The organism is Microbacterium testaceum (genome assembly GCF_003075375.1).
In the GTDB taxonomy this organism is placed as follows: domain Bacteria; phylum Actinomycetota; class Actinomycetes; order Actinomycetales; family Microbacteriaceae; genus Microbacterium; species Microbacterium testaceum_E.
The window spans coordinates 36,292-57,244 of sequence record NZ_QDFT01000015.1; the positions used below are offsets into that span (position 1 = coordinate 36,292).

Genomic DNA, 20,953 nt, shown 5'->3' on the forward strand with positions numbered 1-20,953 from the left:
GGGCGGTCATCAGGACGCGGCCTTCTCGGCGGCCGCTCCCACCAGGGCGATGTACTCGTCGCCCCAGGTCGTACCGATCGACAGCGGGCTGGGGTTGCCGGCCGCGGCCATCGTGGTGTTGTCGGGCAGGAACGCCACCGCGCCGTTCGCGATCGCGGGGATGCGCGACCACAGCGGATCGGCCTGCAGCTGCGCGAGGGTGTCGTCGGTGCCGTAGCCGGTGAGGACCTGGACGTCCGAGAAGTTCTCGATGTTCTCGGTGCTCTCGGTGAACCAGAAGGTGTCGCCCGAGGCGCTCGAGGTCTCGACCGCGGACGAGGGCGTCAGGCCGAGCTCGTCGAGGTAGGTCGCGCGGGGGTCCTTGGTGGAGTAGTACCCGACGGTGCTGAGGTCGGTCGGGTCGATGTAGGTGAACAGCGACTTCTTGCCGGCGAGGGCGGTGTACTGCGCGGCGGTGTCGGTGACGTGCTTCTCGAGGTCGGAGACCAGGGCCTCGGCCTGGTCCTCGAGGCCCAGGGCCTTGGCATCCGTCAGCGTCATCTGCTGCCACGTGGTGCCCCAGGCGATGTCGGGATAGGCCACGACGGGGGCGATCTTGCTGAGGGTGTCGTACTGCTCCTGCGTCATGCCCGAGTAGGCGCCCAGGATGACGTCGGGCTGGGCGTCGGCGATGGCCTCGTAGTCGAAGCCGTTGGTCTCGTCCATGAGGACGGGCGTCTCGGCGCCGAGCTCGTCGAGCTTGTCCTTGACCCAGGGCAGCATGCCGTCGCCGTCCTCGTCGCCCCAGGTGACCTTGGGCATGGCGACCGGGACGACGCCGAGGGCGAGGGCGGCCTCCTGGTTGCCCCAGCTGACGGTGACGACGCGCTTCGGCGCGGCGGGGATCGTGGTCTCGCCCAGGGCGTGCTCGATCGTGACGGGGAAACCGGCGTCGCCGGACGCGGCCTCCTGGTCGCCGGGGGCGGCCGAGGTGCCGGCGCAGCCGGTCAGGACGAGGGCGGAACCGACGGCGAGAGCCGTCAGGGCGCGGTATCGGGACACGAAGAGCCTCCTGCGTGTTAGGTAAGGATAGGCTTAGTTTACGTGAGGCTCCGGGTGAGAACGCAAACCCGGACGCCCCCGGCCCGCCGGTTCGTCTCGACGCCGAGACACTCGAGGCGCGGGATGTTCGTGGTGCCCGCGAGCGGCATCCCGGGTGCCGGAGCGGCTCGCGCCGGCGGCGGGCGGGACGCCCGCGACGGGCTGTCGGCGGGCTCGCAGGGGCGCGGCTTATACTGGGTGGCTGGCCAGTCTTCGGCCGCTCCTCCTTCCCCGACTGAACGGACGTTCGCTGTGCTCGCCGTGCACGACCTCGAGATCCGCGTGGGTGCCCGCGTGCTCATGTCCGACGTGGACTTCCGCGTGTCCGACGGCGACAAGATCGGCCTCGTCGGGCGCAACGGCGCCGGCAAGACGACGCTGACCAAGGTGCTCGCCGGCGACCTGCTGCCCTCGAACGGCGGCGTCGACCGCTCGGGAGAACTGGGCTACCTGCCGCAGGACCCCCGCTCGGGCGACCCCGAGATGCTGGCGCGCACGCGCATCCTCGACGCCCGCGGCCTGGGTTCGCTCGCCCTCGGCATGCACGAGGCCTCGATGGCGATGGGCGACGACGACGCCGCGATCGCCGCCAAGGCGATGAAGAAGTACGCCCGTCTCACCGAGCAGTTCGAGGCCGCCGGCGGCTACGCGGCCGAGGCCGAAGCGGCATCCATCGCCCACAACCTCTCGCTGCCGGACCGCATCCTGGATCAGCCCCTCAAGACGCTCTCGGGTGGTCAGCGGCGCCGTATCGAACTCGCGCGCATCCTGTTCTCGGACGCGCAGACGATGATCCTCGACGAGCCGACCAACCACCTCGACGCCGACAGCGTGGTGTGGCTGCGCGAGTTCCTCAAGGGGTACAAGGGCGGCCTGATCGTCATCTCGCACGACGTCGAGCTCGTGGGCGAGACGGTCAACCGCGTCTTCTACCTGGATGCCAACCGCCAGGTCATCGACGTCTACAACATGAACTGGAAGAACTACCTGCGCCAGCGGGTGGCCGACGAGGAGCGCCGCAAGAAGGAGCGCGCCAACGTCGAGAAGAAGGCCACGGCATTGCAGCTGCAGGCTGCGCGCTTCGGTGCCAAGGCGTCGAAGGCCGCCGCCGCGCACCAGATGGTCGCGCGCGCCGAGAAGATGCTCTCGGGCCTGGACGACGTGCGTCAGGACGAGCGCGTGGCGAAGCTGCGCTTCCCCAAGCCCGCACCGTGCGGCAAGACGCCGCTGATGGCGTCCGGTCTGTCGAAGTCGTACGGCTCGCTCGAGATCTTCACCGACGTCGACTTGGCGATCGACCGCGGTTCGCGCGTCGTCATCCTGGGTCTGAACGGCGCTGGAAAGACGACGCTGCTGCGGATCCTCGCGGGGGTCGACAAGCCCGACACCGGTCAGCTCGAGCCCGGCCACGGCCTGAAGATCGGCTACTACGCGCAGGAGCACGAGAACCTCGACGTGGGTCGCTCCGTGCTCGACAATATGATGTCGGCCGCTCCGCACATCACCGCGACCGAGGCGCGGAAGGTGCTCGGATCGTTCCTGTTCGTCGGCGACGACGTGCTCAAGCCCGCGGGCGTGCTGTCGGGTGGCGAGAAGACGCGTCTGTCGCTCGCGACGCTCGTGGTGTCGTCGGCGAACATGCTGCTGCTGGACGAGCCCACGAACAACCTCGACCCGGCGTCGCGCGAAGAGATCCTCGGCGCCCTCGCGCACTACGAGGGCGCTGTCGTGCTGGTCTCGCACGACGAGGGCGCCGTCGAGGCGCTCAACCCCGAGCGCGTGCTCATCCTGCCCGACGGCGTCGAGGACATCTGGGGTCGCGACTACGCCGACCTCATCACCCTGGCCTGATCGGGGCGCGGGATCCGGAACGGCCCGTTCCGACGCGAGAAGGCGCACGCCGTCGTCCCGTTCGGGACGGGCCCGCCGTGCGTTCCGTCGCCCGTTCTGGACGGGCTTGCCGTGCGCGCCGTCGTCCGTTCGGGACGAGCTCGCCGTGCGCGCCGTCGTCCGTTCGGGACGAGCGCGCCGTCGTCCTCTCGGCGTCGAACCCCGTGCTCGCCGCGTGATCCGTGGGAGCATCGTCGGATGACGGATCTCCGAGGTCGTCCCGGGTTGACCGTGCCGGAGCGCGCGGAACTGGCGACCCTGCAGTCCCGCGTCTACGGTGCGGCCGCGCACCCCGTCGACGACGCGACCCTGCGACGGCTGCGGACGCTGGAGGATCGAGCATCCGGGCGCGTCGTGCCGTCGTCCGACGAGGGGGATGCCGGCATCCTCGCATCCGATGTCGAGGCGCGACCTCGGTGGGAACCGGCTGCCGGCATCGACGGGTCCGACGCCCGGGCGAGAGCTCGACCGAAACGGGACGCCCGCACCATCGCGGCGGAACCGCGGACGGGGGCGCAGCCGGATGCCGCGGCGACCCCGCCCGCCCCCGGGTCCCGTCGGCGACGTCTTCGCCCCGGCATGGTGGGTGCGGCCGCGGTGATCGCCGCCGCGGCGTTCGTCGCCGGTCTCGCGGTGGGCCGGTCCGCGGACATCGGCGGCGGTGGCGAGCTGCTGCCGGAGGAGGGATACGCGCAGACCGAGGAGGATCTGTCGTCGTCCCTCCTGTCGGACGGGCGCACGTGGATCGGTCTCGAGGCGGCATCCGTCCGCTTCATCGCGACCGTCGACGACGCCTCGGTGTATCTCGGGCGCCGCGAAGAGGGGGAGCTCTGCCTGGCCGTGGTCTACGACGCGGAACGCGGCCGCGGCGTCGCGAGCGTCGACTGCGGCGAACGGGATGCCACGGCGCAGATCGACGGCGACCGGTGGGTGTCGATCGGACGGGCCGACCCGGCCAAGATGAACAACTGGAGTCCCTCGCGGCTGGAGGAGTCGTCGCTGTCGCCGAGCGTCACGCTGCACGTGCTCGCACGGTGACGGTGTGATCAGCGCGCGTCGAGAAGGGCGTCCTCGTCGTCGGCGTCGCGATCGCGGGGGCGCTTGCGCGCGCGGTGCAGGGCGACCGGGTCGACGCGGCGGCGGCCGGCGTCGGCCGTCTGCACGAGGGCCGCGGGTGGGACGACGTCGAGGTCGTCCTCGTCTTCGGCGTCCTCGCGGCGGAGCTTGCACTCGTTGACGATCACGTACCCGATGAAACCGAACCCCATCACGGCGAACAGGATCCACTGGACCGCGTACGACAGGTACGGTCCGGGGTCGTCGCTCGGTGGGTCGACGGTGAACGGGGCGGACGCCGGCGCGGGCGTCTCGGACATGATCAGCCCGTAGGCACCCGGCTCGATGGGACCCGTCTGCTCGGCGACCAGGCCCAGGTTGATGGTGGGCACCTGCCCGGCCTCCGCGCTGCGACCCGACGAGGGGGCCGCCTCGCCCGGGCGCAGCCGCACCTCGACGACGACGTCGCCGGCCGGGGGAGCGGGGATGTCGTCGGGAGCGGCCTGCTGATTGCCCGGCGGGAGCCAACCGCGATCGACGAGGAAGACCCGGCCGTCGTCGAGCCGGAACGGCACGAGCTGCTCGTAGGCGGCGGACCCTCCGTGCGCGCGGTTGCGGACGAGCAGTTGCTCGTCGGCCAGGTAGCTGCCTTCCATGCGCACGGGTCGCCACTCGTCCTGGGGGGCGAGTTCGGCACCCGGGGCGAGCAGGTCGCCCAGCGCCACGGGGGCGGCGTCGTAGTTGTCGGCGACGAGCTGCAGCTGCTCGCTGCGTTCCGCGTTGCGCGAGAACTGCCAGTGCGAGAGGAACCCGCACGCGACGGCGAAGAGGATCGCGACGCCGATGTAGATCGCCCAGCGGCCGGCCGCGGGCATCTCGCGACGCGGGGCGGGGTGGGCAGCGTCGCGGAAGCGCGCGTCGCGCACGTTCACGTCGTCTTCCCGGGCCACGCTCTCAAGGGTACGTCGCCGGCGGCGCGGGTCCCACCCGTGGGGTGCCCGGGAGGTGCGTCGGCCTGTGCGTGCAGGACCGGTGCCTGACCCGTCGCGCGTGCGTCCGGTGCCGCGACCGTCGCGCGTGCGCTGGTCGACCCGCCGGTCGCGCTCACGCGTGACCGTCCGTCAGAGCTCCGACCTCGACGGGGAAGTCGCGTGCGCGCAGGAACTCCCGCAGGTACCCGACGTGCTCGTCGCACGCGACCCACACCTTGCGGCGATCGGCGGTGTGGATGCGGGGATTGCGCCAGGTGATCGTCCACGCGGCGGTGTCACGGCATCCGGCCCGCGAGCACTCGGCGGAGGCGTCGTCCGTCACGGACGCGGATCGCGCGGGGCGTCCAGCCGCGGGGTCTCGGCGATGCGGATGACCAGCGGCTCGTCGGATGTCGCGACCGTCGGCGCGGCGGGCCGGGGCGCTTCGATCGCGCGCTCGGGGTTGATCGCCGTGGTCTGGGCGGCGTCCTGTCCGACGTTGGCGACGATCACCGCCAGGTACGGCAGGAAGATGGCGCCGGCGGCGAAGACGAAGGTGTACCAGCCGTAGGGCTGCACGACCGCCATGGCGATGAAGCACGCGATGCGGATCCCCATCATGACCATGTACTTGGCGAAGCGGTTGTCGGCGTCCTCCCGGGGTGCCTTCGGGAGCGACGTCGCAGACTGGGCGCGGTTTGTCTTCACAGTGGTCTCAGGGTACGCCCGCAGCGAGAGCGCAGGGTCGGGTGGCGGAACGACTTCTCGACGTCGTGACAACGAGTGCCGGGGGCCGCGTCGGCGCGGGGCGGGACGGGCTGCGCGTGGCGTTCCCGGGCGTGGGCCCCGGGGGGTGTTCGGGTCCCCGACTCGATGGGGGCCGCTCGCGCTGATCCGCCCGAGAGGAACCCGACTCGAGGAGGCGGGTCGTGCGGATCCGCGCGAGGGGAACCCGACGCGATGGGGGCGGGTCGCGTCAGACGCCGTAGCCGGAGCTGGTCTCGCCGATCGCCGCCTGGATGAGGATGATGAAGAAGACGAGCAGCAGCACGCCCAGGGCGAGTGTGACGTAGCCGACGATGAGGCCGGCGACCGCGAGGCCGCGACCCTTCTCGGCGCGCGCCTTGATCTGCGAGAGCGACATGTGCCCGGTGACGATGCCGACGATCTGACCGATAACGGGCAGGACGAACACGCCGACGATCGACGCGATCAGCGACACGATCGCGAGGGTGTTCGTGCGCGCCGGCATCGCGTAGCCGTACCCGCCGGACGTGTAGGCGCCGGACGCGTAGGCGGTGTCGCTCTGGCCGGAGGTGCTGGGCGTGGCCGCGCCGTACGACGAGGTCCCGGGGGCGAAGGAGCCGTACGCGGGGGCTCCGTAGGTCGAGTTCGCGGATCCGTACGCGGCGGCGGCGGAACCGGAGGATGACGGGTCGTACGACGGTGCTCCGGAGGACGGGGCGGGGTACGAGGGCGCGTCGTGCGAGGGTGCGCCAGACGACGGTGCTCCGTACGAGGGAGCCCCGTACGACGGCGCCCCATACGAGGGAGTCCCGGACGAGGAGGATGCCGTTTCCCCCGGCGCGGGGGCGGGCGGCGCCACCGGGTAGCCGTTCGGCGACGCCGTCGTCTCGGGCCCCGTCGCGGACGCACCGGAGTCGGGCGTGGGCTGGTTCGGGTCGGTCGTACGGTCGTCGCTCACGGTATCCCTTTCGTCGCGGACCTCCTCAGCGTTCCAGCGGCCGTCGGCCCCTGTCAAACCCCCGCCGCACGCGGGTTCGCGGTCTCGTCGCCGCGCCGTCGGTAGGCTGGGGCGGTTCCGTCCCCGCCCGCACAGGAGTCTCACCATGTCCCAGGACCGCGTCGTCGTCGTCACCGGAGGAAACCGGGGGATCGGTCGCGCCATCGCCGAGCGCTTCGTGGCCGAGGGGTGGAAGGTCGCCGTCACCGCCCGCTCCGGCGAGGGGCCCGAGGGCACGCTCACGGTCCGCGCCGACGTCACCGACGCCGCGACCGTCGACGCCGCCTTCTCGCAGGTGGAGGCCGAGCTCGGGCCGATCGCCGTGGTCGTCGCCAATGCCGGCGTCACGAAGGACACCCTGCTGCTGCGCATGAGCGAGGACGACTTCGACAGCGTCGTCAACACCAACCTCGGCGGGGCGTTCCGGGTGGTCAAGCGTGCATCGAAGGGCATGCTGAAGGCGCGCTGGGGTCGCGTCATCCTCATCTCGAGCGTCGTCGGGCTGTACGGCTCGGCCGGCCAGATCAACTACGCGGCGTCGAAAAGCGCTCTCGTCGGCTTCGCGCGGTCGCTCACGCGCGAGCTGGGTGGCCGCGGGATCACCGCCAACGTCGTCGCCCCGGGCTTCATCGAGACCGACATGACGGCGGAACTGCCCGCCGACACCCAGGCCGAGTACAAGAAGAACATCCCGGCCGGACGTTTCGCCTCGGCCGACGAGGTCGCGGGTGTCGTGACGTGGTTGGCCGGAGACGACGCCGCCTACATCTCGGGTGCGGTCATCCCGGTCGACGGCGGCCTGGGTATGGGGCACTGACGCCCGCGTAGAGCGCTCGGCCGGGCTCGCCGGCTCGCCCCGTCAACCCGGCTCGCCGGCCCAGTTCGCCGGTTTGCCCCGCCGACCTGCCTGACCCGCCCGCCTGGTGCACGTGGCTTACCGGCCCGTGCCGCTGGGCTGCCGCACCCGCCCGCCTCGCCGGCGTGCCTCGCCGACGCGCCTGACCCGCCCGCCTCGCGGCGTGCCCCGCCGACGCGCCTCACTCACTCTCCCCGGCCACCGCCGCGACCAGCCGCTCGGCGAAGCGTTCGGGCTGTGAGAACTGCGGCCAGTGGCCCGAGTCCAGGTGCACGACCCGCACGTCGTGCAGGCGCTCGTACTCGCGCGCGAAGGACGGCCACTCGGCGAGCAGCCGTGGGAACGTGTCGGCGTCGAGGCGCCCCGACAGGACCGTCACCGGAATGCCGTACCGCTGCTCGTCGGAGAGGGTCAACGGCGAGGTCGGTACGCGCCCCGGCACGTCGACCGTGTGCGCGGCGGTGCGCCGGCGGGTGTCGTCGTCGATGTCGGATACGTCATCGTCGTCGAAGAAGTCCCACCCCGGAAAGTGGACCACGCCGTCCTCGACGGGGAACTCCGAGATCATCGCCCCGGGCGGGGGGACGGCGGTGTCGACCAGCACCACGCGAGCGACCCGACTGGGGCGCCGATCGGCGGCACCCCACACCACGTTGCCCCCGCCCGAGTGCCCGACGAGGACGACAGGTGCGCCGCGTCGGTCGATCTCTCCGACGACCGCGTCGACCCAGTCGTCGATGACGAGATCGCCGACGGCGGGCCCCGGGAGGGTAAGGGGGTGGGGGCGGTGCCCCGCGGCGGTGAGGGCGGGCAGGACCGCGTCCCACGACGACGCGTCGAGCCAGAGACCGGGTACGAGGATGACGTCCATGACGCGAGCGTAGAGCGACCCTCCGACATCGACCAGGTGCGCACGATCATCGGGTGGATGAACCGTCGGGTCGACCGCGAGCGCGGGGTGGCGTCGGGTCATCTCGACCGTCCCGGCCGGCCCGGACGATGCGCGCCGCAGCGGCGGTGTTTTGCCCGACGAGTACCGGCTGCGGGCGGGCGTCCGCTCAGCGCGGCAGCAGCGGGATGACCTGGGCCAGGTCGACGTCGCCCATCACCAGATCGGCACGTCGACGGACCGCCGGCTTGGCGTTAAACGCGAGCCCCAGCCCGGCCGCCGCCATCATCTCGAGGTCGTTGGCCCCGTCGCCGATGGCGAAGGTGAGCGAGAGGGGGACGTCGTTCTCGCGGGCCCATCGGCGCAGCGTGTCGGCCTTGGCCGCGGCATCCACGATGTCGCCGTCGACGGTGCCCGTGAGGACGCCGTCCGTGACGGAGAGGCGGTTCGCGCGCCACACGTCCACACCGAGCTCGGGGGCCACGACGTCGAGCACCTCGTGGAACCCGCCCGAGACGACGCCGACGACGCCGCCGCGCTCGTGCACGGCGGCGATGAGGTCGCGGACGCCGGGGGTGGGCTCGATCCTCGCGATCGCGCGGGCGAACGCGTCGACGGAGACGCCGGCGAGCGCGTCGACGCGCGAGCGCAGGCTGGTGGCGAAGTCGACCTCGCCGCGCATCGCGGCCTCGGTCGCCGCGGCGACCTCGGCGCCGCGACCGGCTTCGTCGGCGAGGAGTTCGATGACCTCGTTGCGGATCAGGGTCGAATCGGCGTCGAGGACGACGAGGAAGCGAGCGGGCACGGCCTCGACCCTAGCGGGTGCGGCTCCAACGGCCGGACGCCCGGTCCCGGGTGCACCGTCGGTGACGGGATCATCCGGTCGGGCGACACCCGTCCCACGGCGTCTCGCGCCTCACGGCGTCTCCCGTCTCGCGGCGTCTCCCGCCTCACGGCGTCTTCCGTCCCACGGCGTCACCCGCCTCTCGGCGACACCCCTCCGACGGCGTCCCGCGCCTTGCGGCGTCACGCGCGGACCCGGTGTCGGTGCCTCGCCGTAGGCTTTCGGAGTACCGCGCCCTCCCGAGAAAAGGATCCACCCATGGCCGACGTCGAAAGCTTCACCCTCGATCACACCGCCGTCCTCGCGCCGTACGTGCGCCTCATCGGCACCGAGTCGGGCCCGCGCGGCGACGTCATCTCGAACTTCGACCTGCGCCTGGTCCAGCCCAACGAGGGCGAGATCCCCACGGCCGGCCTGCACACCATCGAGCACCTGCTCGCGAGCCTCGTTCGCGACCGCATCGACGGCCTGATCGACATCTCGCCGTTCGGCTGCCGCACCGGCTTCCACGTCATCATGTGGGGCGAGCCCGAGGTCGCCGCCCTGGTCGACGCGATCACCGACTCGCTGCGGGCGATCGCCGAGGACGTCACCTGGGACGACGTTCCCGGCACCGACGCGTTCAGCTGCGGCAACTACCGCGATCACAGCCTGCACAGCGCCCGCGAGTGGTCGAAGGTCGTCCTCGAGAAGGGCATCTCGCGCGACGCGTTCGCGCGCGTGGGCGTCTGATCTCGCACCCGGATGCCGAAGGGGCGGCGACCATCACGGTCGCCGCCCCTTCGGGTCCGCGGGGGTCTCGGCATCCGGACCCCCGTCGTGTTCTAAGCGTGAACGTGCACGTCCTTGCCGACGACGGTGATGCCCGTCTCGGTCACGGTGAAGCCGCGTGCGATGTCGCGCTCGCGGTCGACGCCGATGGTCGCACCCGGCTCGAGGACGACGTTCTTGTCGAGGATGGCGCGATGGATGCGCGCGCCCGCCCCGACCTGGACGCTGTCGAACAGGACCGAGTCGGTGATGGTCGATCCACCCCCGGCGAGGGCCCAGGGGCCGACGACGCTGCGCTCGAGGTGCGTTCCCGACAGCACCGAACCGAGCGACACGATCGAGTCGATCGCGTTGCCGATGCGGCCGACGGAGTCGCGCACGAACTTCGCCGGAGGGGCGTTGAACGTCTGCGAGAAGATCGGCCAGTCGTCGTTGTACAGGTTGAAGATCGGCAGGGTCGAGATCAGGTCCATGTGCGCGTCGTAGAACGACTCGATCGTGCCGACGTCGCGCCAGTACGAGCGGTCGCGCGGCGTCGATCCGGGAACGTCGTTGCGCTGGAAGTCGTAGACCGCCGCCTCGCCGCGGTTGACGAAGTAGGGGACGATGTCGCCGCCCATGTCGTGCGCCGAGGTCGGCAGCTCGCCGTCGTGGGTCACGGCGTCGACCAGGGCGTCGGCGTCGAAGATGTAGTTGCCCATCGAGGCGAGCACCTCGTGCGGCGAGTCGGCGAGGCCCGCGGGGTTCTGCGGCTTCTCGAGGAACTCGCGGATCTTCGTCGGGTCGTCGGGGTCGGTGTCGATCACGCCGAACTGGTTCGCCAGCGCGATCGGCTGACGGATGCCGGCGATCGTCGCCCGCGCGTCCGAGGCGATGTGCGCATCGAGCATCTGCTTGAAGTCCATGCGGTACACGTGGTCCGCGCCGATGACGACGACGATGTCGGGCTTCTCGTCGCGGATGAGGTTCATCGACTGCAGGATCGCGTCCGCCGAGCCCGAGAACCACCGTTTGCCCAGGCGCTGCTGGGCGGGGACGGATGCCACGTACGAGCCGAGCATGGGCGACATGCGCCACGTCTGCGAGATGTGACGGTCGAGGCTGTGCGACTTGTACTGGGTGAGCACGACGAGCTGTCGCAGACCCGAATTGATGAGATTCGAGATCGCGAAGTCGATCAGGCGGTACTGGCCGCCGAAGGGGACGGCGGGTTTTGCGCGGTCCGCCGTCAGGGGCATGAGTCGCTTTCCCTCGCCGCCGGCGAGGATGATTCCGAAGACCTTCGGCGCTGCAGGCATGGCACAACACTAGGGGTCCCGAACGATTGCGGGAACAACTCCACGGCGCGCCTCGCGCTGTACTACGGTTCGTCTCATGCGCGTCGACATCGTGACCAAGGAGTACCCGCCGGAGATCTACGGGGGAGCCGGAGTCCACGCCACGGAACTGGTCGCCGCGCTCCGCGCCGCCGGTACCGACGTGCAGGTGCGCGCGTTCGGCGCCGAGCGCGATGCACCCGACACCACGTCCTACGGGGTCCCGGCCGAGCTCGCCGATGCGAACGGGGCGATTCAAACCCTCGGCACCGACCTCGAGATCGTCTCGGACGTCGCCGGCGCTGACGTGGTGCACTCGCACACCTGGTACGCGAATTTCGCCGGGCACCTCGCGTCGCTGCTGCACGGCATCCCGCACATCGTCACCGCCCACAGTCTGGAGCCGCTGCGTCCCTGGAAGGCCGAGCAGCTCGGCGGCGGGTACGCGGTCTCGAGCTTCATCGAGAAAACCGCTTACGAGGGTGCCGCCGCGGTCGTCGCGGTGAGCGAGGGCATGCGGCAGGACATCCTGCGCAGCTACCCGTCGCTCGACCCCGACGCCGTGCGCGTGATCTACAACGGCATCGACACCGCCTCGTGGCATCCGGTGGTCGACGACGACTTCCTCGCCTCGGTCGGGATCGACCCGGAGCGGCCGTCGGTCGTCTTCGTCGGGCGCATCACGCGGCAGAAGGGTCTGCCGTACCTGCTGCGCGCGGCCGAGCAGCTTCCGCCCGAGGTGCAGCTCGTGCTGTGCGCCGGCGCGCCCGACACCCCGCAGATCATGGCGGAGGTGCAGGAGCTCGTCCGCGGTCTGCAGGCCACGCGCGACGGCGTCGTCTGGATCGAGCGGCTCCTCCCGCGCGAGGAACTGTGCACGATCCTGACGGCGGCGACGACCTTCGTGTGCCCGTCGGTGTACGAGCCCCTCGGCATCGTCAACCTCGAGGCCATGGCGTGCGGCGCCGCGGTCGTCGGCACCGCGACAGGCGGCATCCCCGAGGTCGTCGTCGACGGGGTGACGGGCCGACTCGTGCCGATCGACCAGGTGCAGGACGGGACCGGAACGCCCGTGGACCCCGACCGCTTCGTCGACGACCTGGCCCGCGTGCTCACCGAAGTTGTGACGGATGCCGACCGCGCCCGCGCCTACGGCGAGGCCGGGCGTCAGCGCGCGGTGGACGACTTCAGCTGGGCCGCGATCGCCGAGCAGACGGCCGCGCTGTACGCCGAGGTCGCGGGGAAGTAGGCACTGCTCGTCCGGCTCGCCGTGGTCATGGTGACGTCGGCCCGGTCCAACGCGCTGCGGCGACGTGGGCACGGCTCGCCGCGGCGCGGTGGAGGGGGCGCGTCGCGCCCTGACCGCCGGGGACATCCGGGCCCGTCCGGCCCGCCGCGACGCGGGCCCCGGCTACCGAGCGAGCGCGCGCTCGGCCGTTAGGCTGGGGGCATGCCCCAGGTGCTCGAATTCTCCGACGTCGTCGTCCGCCGGAACGCCCGGGACATCGTGTCCCACGTGGACTGGACCGTGCGCGATGATCAGCGTTGGGTCGTCCTCGGCCCCAACGGCGCCGGCAAGACCACGGTGCTGCAGCTTGCCGACACGCTGCTGCACCCGACCTCGGGTGAGGTGACCATCCTCGGTGAGCGGCTCGGCCGCACCGACGTGTTCGAGCTGCGTCCGCGGATCGGGTTCGCGTCGTCGGCGATGGCGCGTCGTGTGCCGCCCGAGGAGACCGTGCTCGACGTCGTGCTGACCGCCGCGTTCTCGGTCGTGGGCCGGTGGCGCGAGGACTACGACGACATCGACGAGCGTCGCGCGCTGCGCGTGCTGGCCGAGTGGAAGCTCGACCACCTCGCCGACCGGACGTTCGGCACGCTCAGCGACGGCGAGCAGAAGCGCGTCCAGATCGCCCGCGCGGTGATGACCGACCCGGAACTGCTGCTGCTCGACGAGCCGACGGCGAGCCTCGACCTCGGGGCGCGAGAAGAACTGCTCGCGCTGCTGTCGGGCTACGCGCAGGCTCCCACGACGCCGGCGATGGTGATGGTGACGCATCACGTCGAAGAGATCCCCGTCGGGTTCACGCACGTTCTGCTGCTGCGCGACGGCGAGGTCGTGGCATCCGGCCCCCTCGATGAAGCCCTCACGGCCGAGAACCTCTCGGCGACGTTCGGACTGCAGATCACGCTGACCCGCGAAGCCGGACGGTACGCGGCGCGCGCGGTCTGACCCGGCGCGGCTCGGCGGTTCGGGCCGAGGTGGTCTGACCCGGCAGCGCTCGGCCGTTCGGGTCGGCGTGGTCTGACCGGACGGCAGGTCGGGGGCCGGCATCCTGTGCGGGACGGGCGACGGGCCTGGTAGACTCTCCCGTTGGTGCCTCCGGCGCCGCAGACTTTGACGTCCTGGCAGAATCCAGGGCACCACTTCTCAAAGGACCTTCCATGCAGACTGACATCCACCCCACGTACAAGGCCGTCGTGTTCCGCGACCTCGGTTCGGGCGACACCTTCCTCACCCGTTCGACCGTCTCGAGCGACAAGACGATCGAGCTCGACGGCGTGGAGTACCCCGTCATCGACGTGGAGATCTCGTCGGCCTCGCACCCGTTCTACACGGGCAAGCAGCGCATCATGGACTCGGCCGGTCGCGTCGAGAAGTTCAACCAGCGCTTCAAGAACTTCGGCGGTCGTTGATCTCAGCGATCACGCGTCGACAGCCCCTCGTCCCTCTGGGACGGGGGGCTTTCTCGTGGGCGCGAGGGGCGCGTCCCCTGCGCGGGCGTCGTCTCACATGAGCGTGAGGATCTCGCCGGCGTGCGCGTACGGTCCCAGGTCGGATCGCCGGTCGTTCCACATGGTCTGCTGCCGTCGCGCGGACGCGATCGCGAACGGATCGATGTCGACGACGGCGAGTCCCTCGCGTTCGTCGACGCGCGCGATGCGGGTGCCGAGCGGGTCGAAGACGGCGGAGCCGCCGATGAAATCGTGCGGAGCTCCGACGAGTCCGCTGAAGAAGACGTAGATGCCGTTGTCGAGGGCCCGCGCCGCGTAGTGGAGGTCGCGGCGCTGCTCTCCTCCGGGAAAGTAGGCGCCGCTGTTGACGTACACGTCCGCACCGGCCGCTGCCGCGGCGGCGGCGTGCTCAGGGAAATTCGCGTCGTAGCAGACGGACAGGGCGATGCGGACCCCCTTCAGCGTGAAGGTGAAGCCCCGCGTCCCCGGCGTGAAGAGGGCCCGCTCCGGAGCGTAGAGGTGCTGCTTGGCGTAGGCGGCGATCAGCGGGCGGTTCGGGATGACGAGGACATCCGTCAACGACCGGTGTACCCCGTGGTCGAGGGCGCAGTTCACGATGGCGGCCGTTCCGGTCCGGTCGACACTGCGCTGGATGGGGGCGAACGGCTCAGGGTCGTCGATGTGGGGGAGCGGACCCGCGAAGACGTCGGTGTCGTACCCCGTCAGGAACGTTTCGGGGAACACCACGAGGTCTGCCCGCTCGGCCTGTGCCCGGGTGACGAATTCGGCCGCACGGAGCGCGTTGGAGGCGACATCGCCGGGGCGGGCTTCGGCCTGGACGGTGGCGATGCGCAAGGTCACGGATGCCAGTGTGGCAGGGGTGTCGTGCGGGGGTGGCGCGACGCGCGTCGCTGGTGGCGTGCCGCGGTGCGGGGGTGGAGCGGGGTGGTGCGGCGTGCGCTGGGTGGTGTGGGCCGCGCAGGTCCGGCGGGGCCATCACTCGGTGGCAGGGTGGGAACCAGGCGAGTGAGGGGAGACCGCGGATGGATACGGCACCCGCACCTTTCGAGGCGGCGACGACGAGGGATCTGCCGGCGATCACGGCATTCCTGGCGGATGCGGACCTGACGGTCAGCGGCCTCGAAACGCCCTCCCTCCGGCTTTGGGTGCGCAGGGATTCGGCAGGCGCGATCCGGGGAACGACCGCCTTCGAGTCGAGCGGGAACCGCCGACACGCACTGATTCGCAGCGTGGCGGTGGATGCTCGAGACCGCGGTCGGGGATGGGGCCGCGCCCTGGCACTCTTCGCGCTCGACCGCGCAGCGGAGGACGGCGCGCGCACCGCCTGGCTGTTCAGCCGACGGTCGGGCCCGTTCTGGCAGTCGCTCGGGTTCGAGATCGCCGATCGTGACCTGCTCGCGGAAAGCCTCGCGGACACGTCTCAGGTTCGACTTTTCGTACGGACGGGTCAGTTCGAGCGGGAGGTCGCGTGGTCGCGCGCGCTGTGAGGCGCCGTTTGCCACGAAGGGGAGGGTTCGGGCTCGAGGCGCGGTCGTCGAGAGCCGGAATGTTCCCGGGGAAGTCGGAACGTGCTCAAGGACAGTAGGCACGTTTTCGGAGACGCCGAAATGGTTTCTCGAGACGGCCGGGCTCATGGTTCGTTGCGCCGTCGCCACGCCGACGAGGGCGATCACGGTGACCGGCGCGGCGCGGCATGATGTGGTGCCGTGCGGTGCGGTTCGTCTCCGTGGGTGGGCAATGCAGCTCGTCCTCACGTGGGGCGGTGTGCTTCGACTCCGTCCGCGGGCGCCGCAGCTCGTCGCCGTTCAAGGGTGATTGCGAGGTGTCTTCGTGAGTGAGCGGTGTGATCCGCCTTGGCGCACGTGAAATGGGATTCGTCCCCGCGTCAGAACGGGGGCGGGTCGGCACCGTAGGAGCCGCCGAGGGGCGACGTCCACGTGAGTCCTGCGTCGGGGGTGGAGGACGGCATCCACCCGGATTCGTGTTTCAACCGATGGTGATGGCGACATGTCGGATCGAGGTTGTCATCGTCGGTCGTGCCGCCCTCGGCCCAGGCATCGCGGTGGTCGATGTCGCAGTCCGCTGCTGCGCGGCCGCAGCCGGGGAAGACGCAGGTGGGGGAGGTCACGCCCAGCCACCGCCGCAGCGCGACAGGGACGCGGTACGTCTTGCGGTCCAGGGCGAGGGGAGTGCCGTCGATGGGGTGAGTGAGGAGGCGCACCCACGACGTCGCCTCGCCGGCGAGGCGCCGCGCGGTGTCGAGGTCGATGGGGCCGTAGCCGTCGAGGGTCGCCGATTCGGTGCTGTGACCGAGGAGCGCGAGGACGGGGATCGTCACGATGACGGTGGGGCGAGATGCTCGTGGGGACGGCCGATCCGCGGTGCCCGTGAGGGTGGCCGGGACGTCTTGGGCGGTGGCGGTGGCCGCATCGGGTCGGCGGTCAGAACCGGGGCGGCGGTCAGAACCGGGGCGGTGGTCGGATCCGGGGTGGTGGTCGGATCCGGGGTGGTGGTCGGATCCGGGGTGGTGGTCGGATCCGGGGTGGTGGTCGGATCCGGGGTGGTGGTCGGATCCGGGGTGGTGGTCGGATCCGGGGCGGTGGTCAGAACCGGGTCGGTGGTCGGATCCGGGGCGGTGGTCAGAACCGGGTCGGTGGTCGGATCCGGGTCGGCGGTCACCACCGGGTTCGCCGTCATCACCGGGTCGGTTGGCCGCGGGCTCGCTGGCGTGCGTCGTCCCGCCACCACCCGCGCGGGTGCCACTGCTCGGATCGAGCAAACCGTCGGCGTCCGCGTCGCCGTGCGCGGCGCAGGGGATCGGGCCCGACGCGGGAGAAATCACCGAGTCGCAGAGCGCGTCGGCGCGCAGCTGCGCCAGGGTGCGGTCTTCGTCCGGCGTGGCCCGGAGATGGCGGGCGATGCGGTCGATGCGGGCCATCATCCCCCGAGCGCGGTCCGCGGGTAGGAGGGCGTTGAGGGACGCCATGCCGTCCAACTCGGCCGTCACCCAGACCCCGCGGTCCTCGGCCGCCCGCCGATGACGTCGCTCGAGCGATTCGGCGTGCACGCGCTCGCGAATGGCCCGCGCCGCCACGGCGAACTTGGCGGGGACGAGGTCGGTCGCACGCTCTCGCACTGCGGAGTCGAACGCCCTCCACACGGCGGCGGCCGGATCGTCACGCCGGCCATCGACGTCGGAGGGGCCCACGGATGCATCACCGGCGGTCGCGGACCCGGGAGGTGCCGCGTCGACGGGAGCGGACCCGGAGTGCCCCACGTCAGCGGGAGCGGACCCGGAGTGCCCCGCGTCAGCGGGAGCGGACCCCGAGTGCCCCGCGTCGGCGGGAGCGGACCCCGACTGCCCCGCGTCGGCGAGTCCGCACGATGTGGCGTCGGCGTCGACGAGTTCGGACAGCCCGATGTCGGCAGTCGCCGACCCGGAGGGCGCCGAGGCGTCGCTGGTCGCGGTCGTCGACGTCTCGCCCGCGTCCGCGAGGTCGGGAGCCGGGCCGACCTCGTCGGGATCGACGATCTCTCCCACGCCGGGGAGCGAACCCGCCAGGCGGGCGGTCTCGATCGCGTGCCGCTCGGACACGCGCCCGTCGGCGAAGGCGCGCCACATCTGCGGGCAGCGGCCCTGCAGCGTCTCGGCTCGAGCCGCGCGCAGACGAACCGTCTGCTCGGACAGGCGCAGGCGCACGGCGATCTCGGCCACAGCGGCCCGCTCGGCGATGTCGACGCGGTCACGACGCACGGCGGCCGTGCGCCGGCCGCGAGGGTCGACCCAGTCGGGGTCTCTCGTCGGATCGGGACCGACCCACGGCGTCGGATCGGCTGCGGCGCGCGCGAGGATGGCCGCGATCAAGCGGTACTCCTCGGCCGTCGCCCGCTGCCGCTCCGCGGCGACGATCTCAAGGTGGCCGAGTTGTGCGTCGAGGTCGGAGACCGTCTGGTCGTGCGCGGATCGTCGCGCGTCGAGCCACTCGACATCGAACCACTTGGCATCGAGCCACCCGTCCTCGAGCCCCTCGTCCTCGATCCACACGTCGTCCATCCGCATGTCGGATGCCGGGGGGCCCGGCACGCGGGAGGGGACGACGACCTCGGCCTCGGCGCCGTCGTGCCACTCCACGGCGGCGCTGTGACGGAGGGCGGCCCACGCGGCATCCATCTCGAGTTCGTCGTCGCTGGGCCACGGCGCGCCATCGCACTCTCGGAACACCGGCGACGGCCGGGTCGCGGAGCGTGCGGGGGAGGTCATGCGGGAACGGTATCGCGGACCTCCGACATTGGACCCGCGGGTCGGTCAGGGGCCGGAACGAAGGGGTGGAGCGAGATCGGTCGGGGCCGGATCGGCCCGGTGACGGAGGGCGTTCGGGCGCCGGGTTCCACACCGGGGAGACGTCGACGTCCGAGCCGGATGAACGGGACAAAGCGGGATTGGGGGTGAATCAGCCTGGCGCTGAGGGGGCGTTCGCGGGCCGGATCGGCGGCTGGAGAATGTCCCTCTGAGCACCGCTGCCTCGAAGAGGGGCGAGGGCTGGATCGACCCGGCCGAGGGGGGCGTCCGGCCGCCGCACCCACACGCTGTCGCGAGGATCGAATCGCCGCGATGCAGAGGTGGCCGAGGCGAGCGCCGAAGCGACAGCTCGCAGACCCGAGGCGTACGGGGCTCTCCGTCGAGCCCCGCCGCCCCGACGCCGGTCAGCGGATCGGCCAGGCTCCGTCGACGGGAGGGGTCGAGGCGAGCGCCGAGGCGACGCATCGCAGACCCGAGGCGTGCGATGAATTCCCCGTCAAGCCCCACCGCCCTGGCGCCGGTCAGCGGATCGGCCAGGCTCCGTCGACGGGAGGGGCCGCGGCATCCAGCCTCCCGATCTTGACGAAGTATTCGGTCAAGCTCGCCGCCTGCGCCCGCGCCCACGCGATCTGACGCGTGTGCAGTTCGTCGAGGGTGGGCGGCATCCAGGGCCCGAACCGCTCGGCGAGCGCGAGAGCCAGGCGACCCGCCGCGACCGCGTCGGCGCAGGCCTCGTGCGCGGACTCGAGGGGAACGGCGTAGTGCTCGGCGACGACCGACAGCGTGCGCTTGCCGCGCCGGTACCGGTCGAACGTCTTGTCGACGACGAGCGGATCGATGACCGGCGACGGCGCGTGGATGGGCGTGACCCCGTGCCGGACGGCCTCGTTCTTGAGCATCGAGAAATCGAACGGGGCGTTGTAGGCGACGACTGGGATGCCGGCGCTGAACAACGCCGTCAATGCCTCGACCACCTCGGCGACGACGCGCGGCGCGGGCGCCCCCTCGGCGCGCGCACGCTCGGTGGTGATGCCGTGGATCGCCGCCGCCCCCGCCGGGATCGCGACCCCGGGATCGGCGAGCCAGTCGCGCGCGTCGACGACGTGACCGTCGACATCGAGCACCCCCACGTGCGCCGAGACGATGCGATCGTTCTCGACATCGATCCCGGTCGTCTCGAGATCGAACACGCCGACGAGGCGCGCCCACTCGGGCGTCTGGAAGAGGGGGAGCGGCTCGGCCTGCCACGTGGTCATGCGCCCACGGTAGAGCGCAGCTCCGACATCGCCGTCGAGGCGCGCAGGACAGAGGGGTGGGATGCCGCGGGGCGGCCGCGAGAGAGACGGTCGGGCGGCCGCGAGAGAGACGGTCGGGCGGGCGGCAGGGATCGTCCGGGCGGGAGGGAGGGATCGTCCGGGCGGGAGGGAGGGATCGTTCGGGCGGTCGGGAGGGGGCCGGTCCCGCGGGCGGGTGGAAACGAGAAGGCCCGCGGGCGGGCGGGCGCGGGAGGGGCCCGCGGGCGGGCGGGCCCCGGCGCGCGAACCGCCGTCCCGGCGGCGATGTCGGCGCCCCCTCGTAGACTCGACGGGTGCCGAACCCCTACGCTTCCCAGCTGGCCGCGATCCCCGTCGTCCGGCGCGAGGCGAGCGTGCTCGGCGGCACGACGGCCTACTGGGTGTACGGAGACGACGACGCCGACACCACCATCGTCGCCGTGCATGGCTTCCGCGGCGAGCACCACGGTCTCGAGCCGGTGGTGGCGCATCTTCGCGGTATCCAGGTCATCTCACCCGATCTGCCCGGTTTCGGCGAGACCGCTCCGCTCGCCGGGCGCGCGCACGATCTCGACACGTACGCCGCGTGGTTGCACGCTTTCGTCGAGCAGGTCGCTCCCGGGGCGGTCGTCCTCGGCCACTCGTTCGGCTCGATCGTCTCGGCCGCGGCCGTCGCCGGCGGACTCGCGACGCCCCGTCTGATCCTGGTCAATCCGATCGGCGCTCCCGCCCTCGAGGGGCCCCGCGGCATCCTGACCCGCCTGGCCGTGTTCTACTACCTCGCCGGGGCCCGACTGCCGCGTCCCCTCGGCGAGCACCTGCTGCGCAACGGCCTCATCGTGCGCGTCATGAGCAACGCGATGGCGAAGACCCGCGACCCCGCGCTGCGCCGCTTCGTGCACGAACAGCACGACGAGTACTTCTCGCGCTTCGCCGACCGCGACGTCCTGCACGAGGCGTTCGTGACGAGCGTGTCGCACGACGTGCGCGAGTTCGCCCCCCGCATCGCACAGCCGACCCTGCTCATCGCGGCGCAGAAAGACGACATCACCCCGATCGAGGCCGAGCGTCACCTGGCGACGTTATTCCCGGATGCCGAGCTGGTCGAGATCCCCGAGGTCGGACACCTCATCCACTACGAGACGCCGCAGGTCGCGGCATCCGCGATCCGGGAGTTCCTGGCGGGGGAGTGACGAAGACCGCGT

At 71.5% G+C, this 20,953-nt stretch carries 20 protein-coding genes; 9 read left to right on the forward strand and 11 right to left on the reverse strand.

Going from position 1 to position 20,953, the window contains the following annotated elements; translation table 11 throughout:
- Positions 1 to 9 precede the first annotated feature (9 nt).
- Positions 10 to 1,041 (reverse strand): iron-siderophore ABC transporter substrate-binding protein, encoded by a 1,032-nt coding sequence (locus tag DC432_RS07915; protein ID WP_116537395.1) that lies wholly within the window; start codon positions 1,039 to 1,041, stop codon positions 10 to 12.
- 291 nt (positions 1,042 to 1,332) lie between these two features.
- On the opposite strand from DC432_RS07915, the gene DC432_RS07920 reads away from it, so the two are divergent.
- Together DC432_RS07920 and DC432_RS07925 are read left to right on the forward strand one after the other, a co-directional pair.
- Positions 1,333 to 2,931, forward strand: coding sequence for an ABC-F family ATP-binding cassette domain-containing protein (locus tag DC432_RS07920; protein WP_116537396.1), 1,599 nt, complete (start codon positions 1,333 to 1,335; stop codon positions 2,929 to 2,931).
- A 237-nt stretch (positions 2,932 to 3,168) separates the two neighbouring features.
- Complete coding sequence (locus DC432_RS07925) at positions 3,169 to 4,008, forward strand: hypothetical protein (RefSeq protein WP_133177903.1); 840 nt, start codon at positions 3,169 to 3,171, stop codon at positions 4,006 to 4,008.
- Between the two features lie 8 nt (positions 4,009 to 4,016).
- Here DC432_RS07925 and DC432_RS07930 read toward each other — a convergent pair whose 3' ends face one another.
- From DC432_RS07930 to DC432_RS07945, 4 genes are all read right to left on the reverse strand, one after another.
- The gene (locus DC432_RS07930; RefSeq protein WP_116537418.1) at positions 4,017 to 4,901 is read right to left on the reverse strand and encodes an SURF1 family cytochrome oxidase biogenesis protein; all 885 of its coding nucleotides are present in this window, start codon (positions 4,899 to 4,901) and stop codon (positions 4,017 to 4,019) included.
- Between the two features lie 229 nt (positions 4,902 to 5,130).
- Positions 5,131 to 5,340: a hypothetical protein gene (locus DC432_RS07935; protein ID WP_116537398.1), complete on the reverse strand. Its 210-nt coding sequence runs from the start codon at positions 5,338 to 5,340 to the stop codon at positions 5,131 to 5,133.
- Positions 5,337 to 5,705 carry a DUF3099 domain-containing protein gene (locus DC432_RS07940; protein WP_116537399.1) on the reverse strand — a complete coding sequence of 123 codons (369 nt, stop codon included), beginning with the start codon at positions 5,703 to 5,705 and terminating at the stop codon, positions 5,337 to 5,339. Before DC432_RS07940 ends, DC432_RS07935 begins: the two co-directional genes overlap by 4 nt.
- 268 nt (positions 5,706 to 5,973) lie before the next feature.
- Complete coding sequence (locus DC432_RS07945; protein WP_243393069.1) at positions 5,974 to 6,702, reverse strand: DUF4190 domain-containing protein; 729 nt, start codon at positions 6,700 to 6,702, stop codon at positions 5,974 to 5,976.
- 145 nt (positions 6,703 to 6,847) lie between these two features.
- Between DC432_RS07945 and fabG the strand changes: the two genes are divergently transcribed.
- Positions 6,848 to 7,558, forward strand: a complete 711-nt coding sequence (fabG, locus tag DC432_RS07950) for a 3-oxoacyl-ACP reductase FabG (RefSeq protein WP_116537401.1) — start codon at positions 6,848 to 6,850, stop codon at positions 7,556 to 7,558.
- A gap of 220 nt (positions 7,559 to 7,778) precedes the next feature.
- Here the strand turns inward: fabG and DC432_RS07955 are convergent, their stop codons facing one another.
- On the reverse strand, positions 7,779 to 8,468 hold the full coding sequence (locus DC432_RS07955; RefSeq protein ID WP_116537419.1) for an alpha/beta fold hydrolase: 690 nt from the start codon (positions 8,466 to 8,468) through the stop codon (positions 7,779 to 7,781).
- Between the two features lie 187 nt (positions 8,469 to 8,655).
- On the reverse strand, positions 8,656 to 9,291 hold the full coding sequence (serB, locus tag DC432_RS07960) for a phosphoserine phosphatase SerB (RefSeq protein WP_116537402.1): 636 nt from the start codon (positions 9,289 to 9,291) through the stop codon (positions 8,656 to 8,658).
- A 297-nt stretch (positions 9,292 to 9,588) separates the two neighbouring features.
- On the opposite strand from serB, the gene DC432_RS07965 reads away from it, so the two are divergent.
- Positions 9,589 to 10,062: an S-ribosylhomocysteine lyase gene (locus DC432_RS07965; RefSeq protein WP_108317431.1), complete on the forward strand. Its 474-nt coding sequence runs from the start codon at positions 9,589 to 9,591 to the stop codon at positions 10,060 to 10,062.
- Between the two features lie 92 nt (positions 10,063 to 10,154).
- Here the strand turns inward: DC432_RS07965 and glgC are convergent, their stop codons facing one another.
- Complete coding sequence (glgC, locus tag DC432_RS07970; protein ID WP_108317430.1) at positions 10,155 to 11,399, reverse strand: glucose-1-phosphate adenylyltransferase; 1,245 nt, start codon at positions 11,397 to 11,399, stop codon at positions 10,155 to 10,157.
- Positions 11,400 to 11,475: 76 nt separating this feature from the next.
- Between glgC and glgA the strand changes: the two genes are divergently transcribed.
- From glgA to DC432_RS07985, 3 genes are all read left to right on the forward strand, one after another.
- Positions 11,476 to 12,666 (forward strand): glycogen synthase, encoded by a 1,191-nt coding sequence (gene glgA / locus DC432_RS07975; protein ID WP_116537403.1) that lies wholly within the window; start codon positions 11,476 to 11,478, stop codon positions 12,664 to 12,666.
- A 201-nt stretch (positions 12,667 to 12,867) separates the two neighbouring features.
- On the forward strand, positions 12,868 to 13,650 hold the full coding sequence (locus tag DC432_RS07980; protein ID WP_108317428.1) for an ABC transporter ATP-binding protein: 783 nt from the start codon (positions 12,868 to 12,870) through the stop codon (positions 13,648 to 13,650).
- A 212-nt stretch (positions 13,651 to 13,862) separates the two neighbouring features.
- Positions 13,863 to 14,114, forward strand: coding sequence for a type B 50S ribosomal protein L31 (locus DC432_RS07985; protein ID WP_055837630.1), 252 nt, complete (start codon positions 13,863 to 13,865; stop codon positions 14,112 to 14,114).
- 93 nt (positions 14,115 to 14,207) lie between these two features.
- On the opposite strand, the gene DC432_RS07990 is transcribed toward DC432_RS07985, so the two are convergent.
- On the reverse strand, positions 14,208 to 15,014 hold the full coding sequence (locus tag DC432_RS07990) for a carbon-nitrogen hydrolase family protein (protein ID WP_116537404.1): 807 nt from the start codon (positions 15,012 to 15,014) through the stop codon (positions 14,208 to 14,210).
- A gap of 182 nt (positions 15,015 to 15,196) precedes the next feature.
- On the opposite strand from DC432_RS07990, the gene DC432_RS07995 reads away from it, so the two are divergent.
- Positions 15,197 to 15,661 (forward strand): GNAT family N-acetyltransferase, encoded by a 465-nt coding sequence (locus DC432_RS07995; protein ID WP_116537405.1) that lies wholly within the window; start codon positions 15,197 to 15,199, stop codon positions 15,659 to 15,661.
- Positions 15,662 to 16,059: 398 nt separating this feature from the next.
- On the opposite strand, the gene DC432_RS16770 is transcribed toward DC432_RS07995, so the two are convergent.
- Together DC432_RS16770 and DC432_RS08010 are read right to left on the reverse strand one after the other, a co-directional pair.
- Complete coding sequence (locus DC432_RS16770) at positions 16,060 to 18,435, reverse strand: DUF222 domain-containing protein (RefSeq protein WP_243393070.1); 2,376 nt, start codon at positions 18,433 to 18,435, stop codon at positions 16,060 to 16,062.
- Positions 18,436 to 18,995: 560 nt separating this feature from the next.
- Positions 18,996 to 19,730, reverse strand: a complete 735-nt coding sequence (locus DC432_RS08010; protein WP_116537406.1) for an exonuclease domain-containing protein — start codon at positions 19,728 to 19,730, stop codon at positions 18,996 to 18,998.
- 332 nt (positions 19,731 to 20,062) lie between these two features.
- Between DC432_RS08010 and DC432_RS08015 the strand changes: the two genes are divergently transcribed.
- A complete protein-coding gene (locus DC432_RS08015) occupies positions 20,063 to 20,941 on the forward strand; it encodes an alpha/beta fold hydrolase (protein ID WP_116537407.1) in 879 nt (292 codons plus the stop codon).
- The last annotated feature ends 12 nt before the right edge of the window (positions 20,942 to 20,953 follow it).

Coding starts and splice junctions, on each gene's coding strand:
- DC432_RS07925 (WP_133177903.1), top strand. CDS start 3,169: ATGACGGATCTCCGAGGTCGTCCCGGGTTGACCGTGCCGGAGCGCGCG.
- DC432_RS07930 (WP_116537418.1), bottom strand. CDS start 4,901: ATGCCCGCGGCCGGCCGCTGGGCGATCTACATCGGCGTCGCGATCCTC.
- fabG (WP_116537401.1), top strand. CDS start 6,848: ATGTCCCAGGACCGCGTCGTCGTCGTCACCGGAGGAAACCGGGGGATC.
- DC432_RS07955 (WP_116537419.1), bottom strand. CDS start 8,468: ATGGACGTCATCCTCGTACCCGGTCTCTGGCTCGACGCGTCGTCGTGG.
- DC432_RS07965 (WP_108317431.1), top strand. CDS start 9,589: ATGGCCGACGTCGAAAGCTTCACCCTCGATCACACCGCCGTCCTCGCG.
- glgC (WP_108317430.1), bottom strand. CDS start 11,399: ATGCCTGCAGCGCCGAAGGTCTTCGGAATCATCCTCGCCGGCGGCGAG.
- glgA (WP_116537403.1), top strand. CDS start 11,476: ATGCGCGTCGACATCGTGACCAAGGAGTACCCGCCGGAGATCTACGGG.
- DC432_RS07980 (WP_108317428.1), top strand. CDS start 12,868: ATGCCCCAGGTGCTCGAATTCTCCGACGTCGTCGTCCGCCGGAACGCC.
- DC432_RS07985 (WP_055837630.1), top strand. CDS start 13,863: ATGCAGACTGACATCCACCCCACGTACAAGGCCGTCGTGTTCCGCGAC.
- DC432_RS07995 (WP_116537405.1), top strand. CDS start 15,197: ATGGATACGGCACCCGCACCTTTCGAGGCGGCGACGACGAGGGATCTG.
- DC432_RS16770 (WP_243393070.1), bottom strand. CDS start 18,435: ATGACCTCCCCCGCACGCTCCGCGACCCGGCCGTCGCCGGTGTTCCGA.
- DC432_RS08010 (WP_116537406.1), bottom strand. CDS start 19,730: ATGACCACGTGGCAGGCCGAGCCGCTCCCCCTCTTCCAGACGCCCGAG.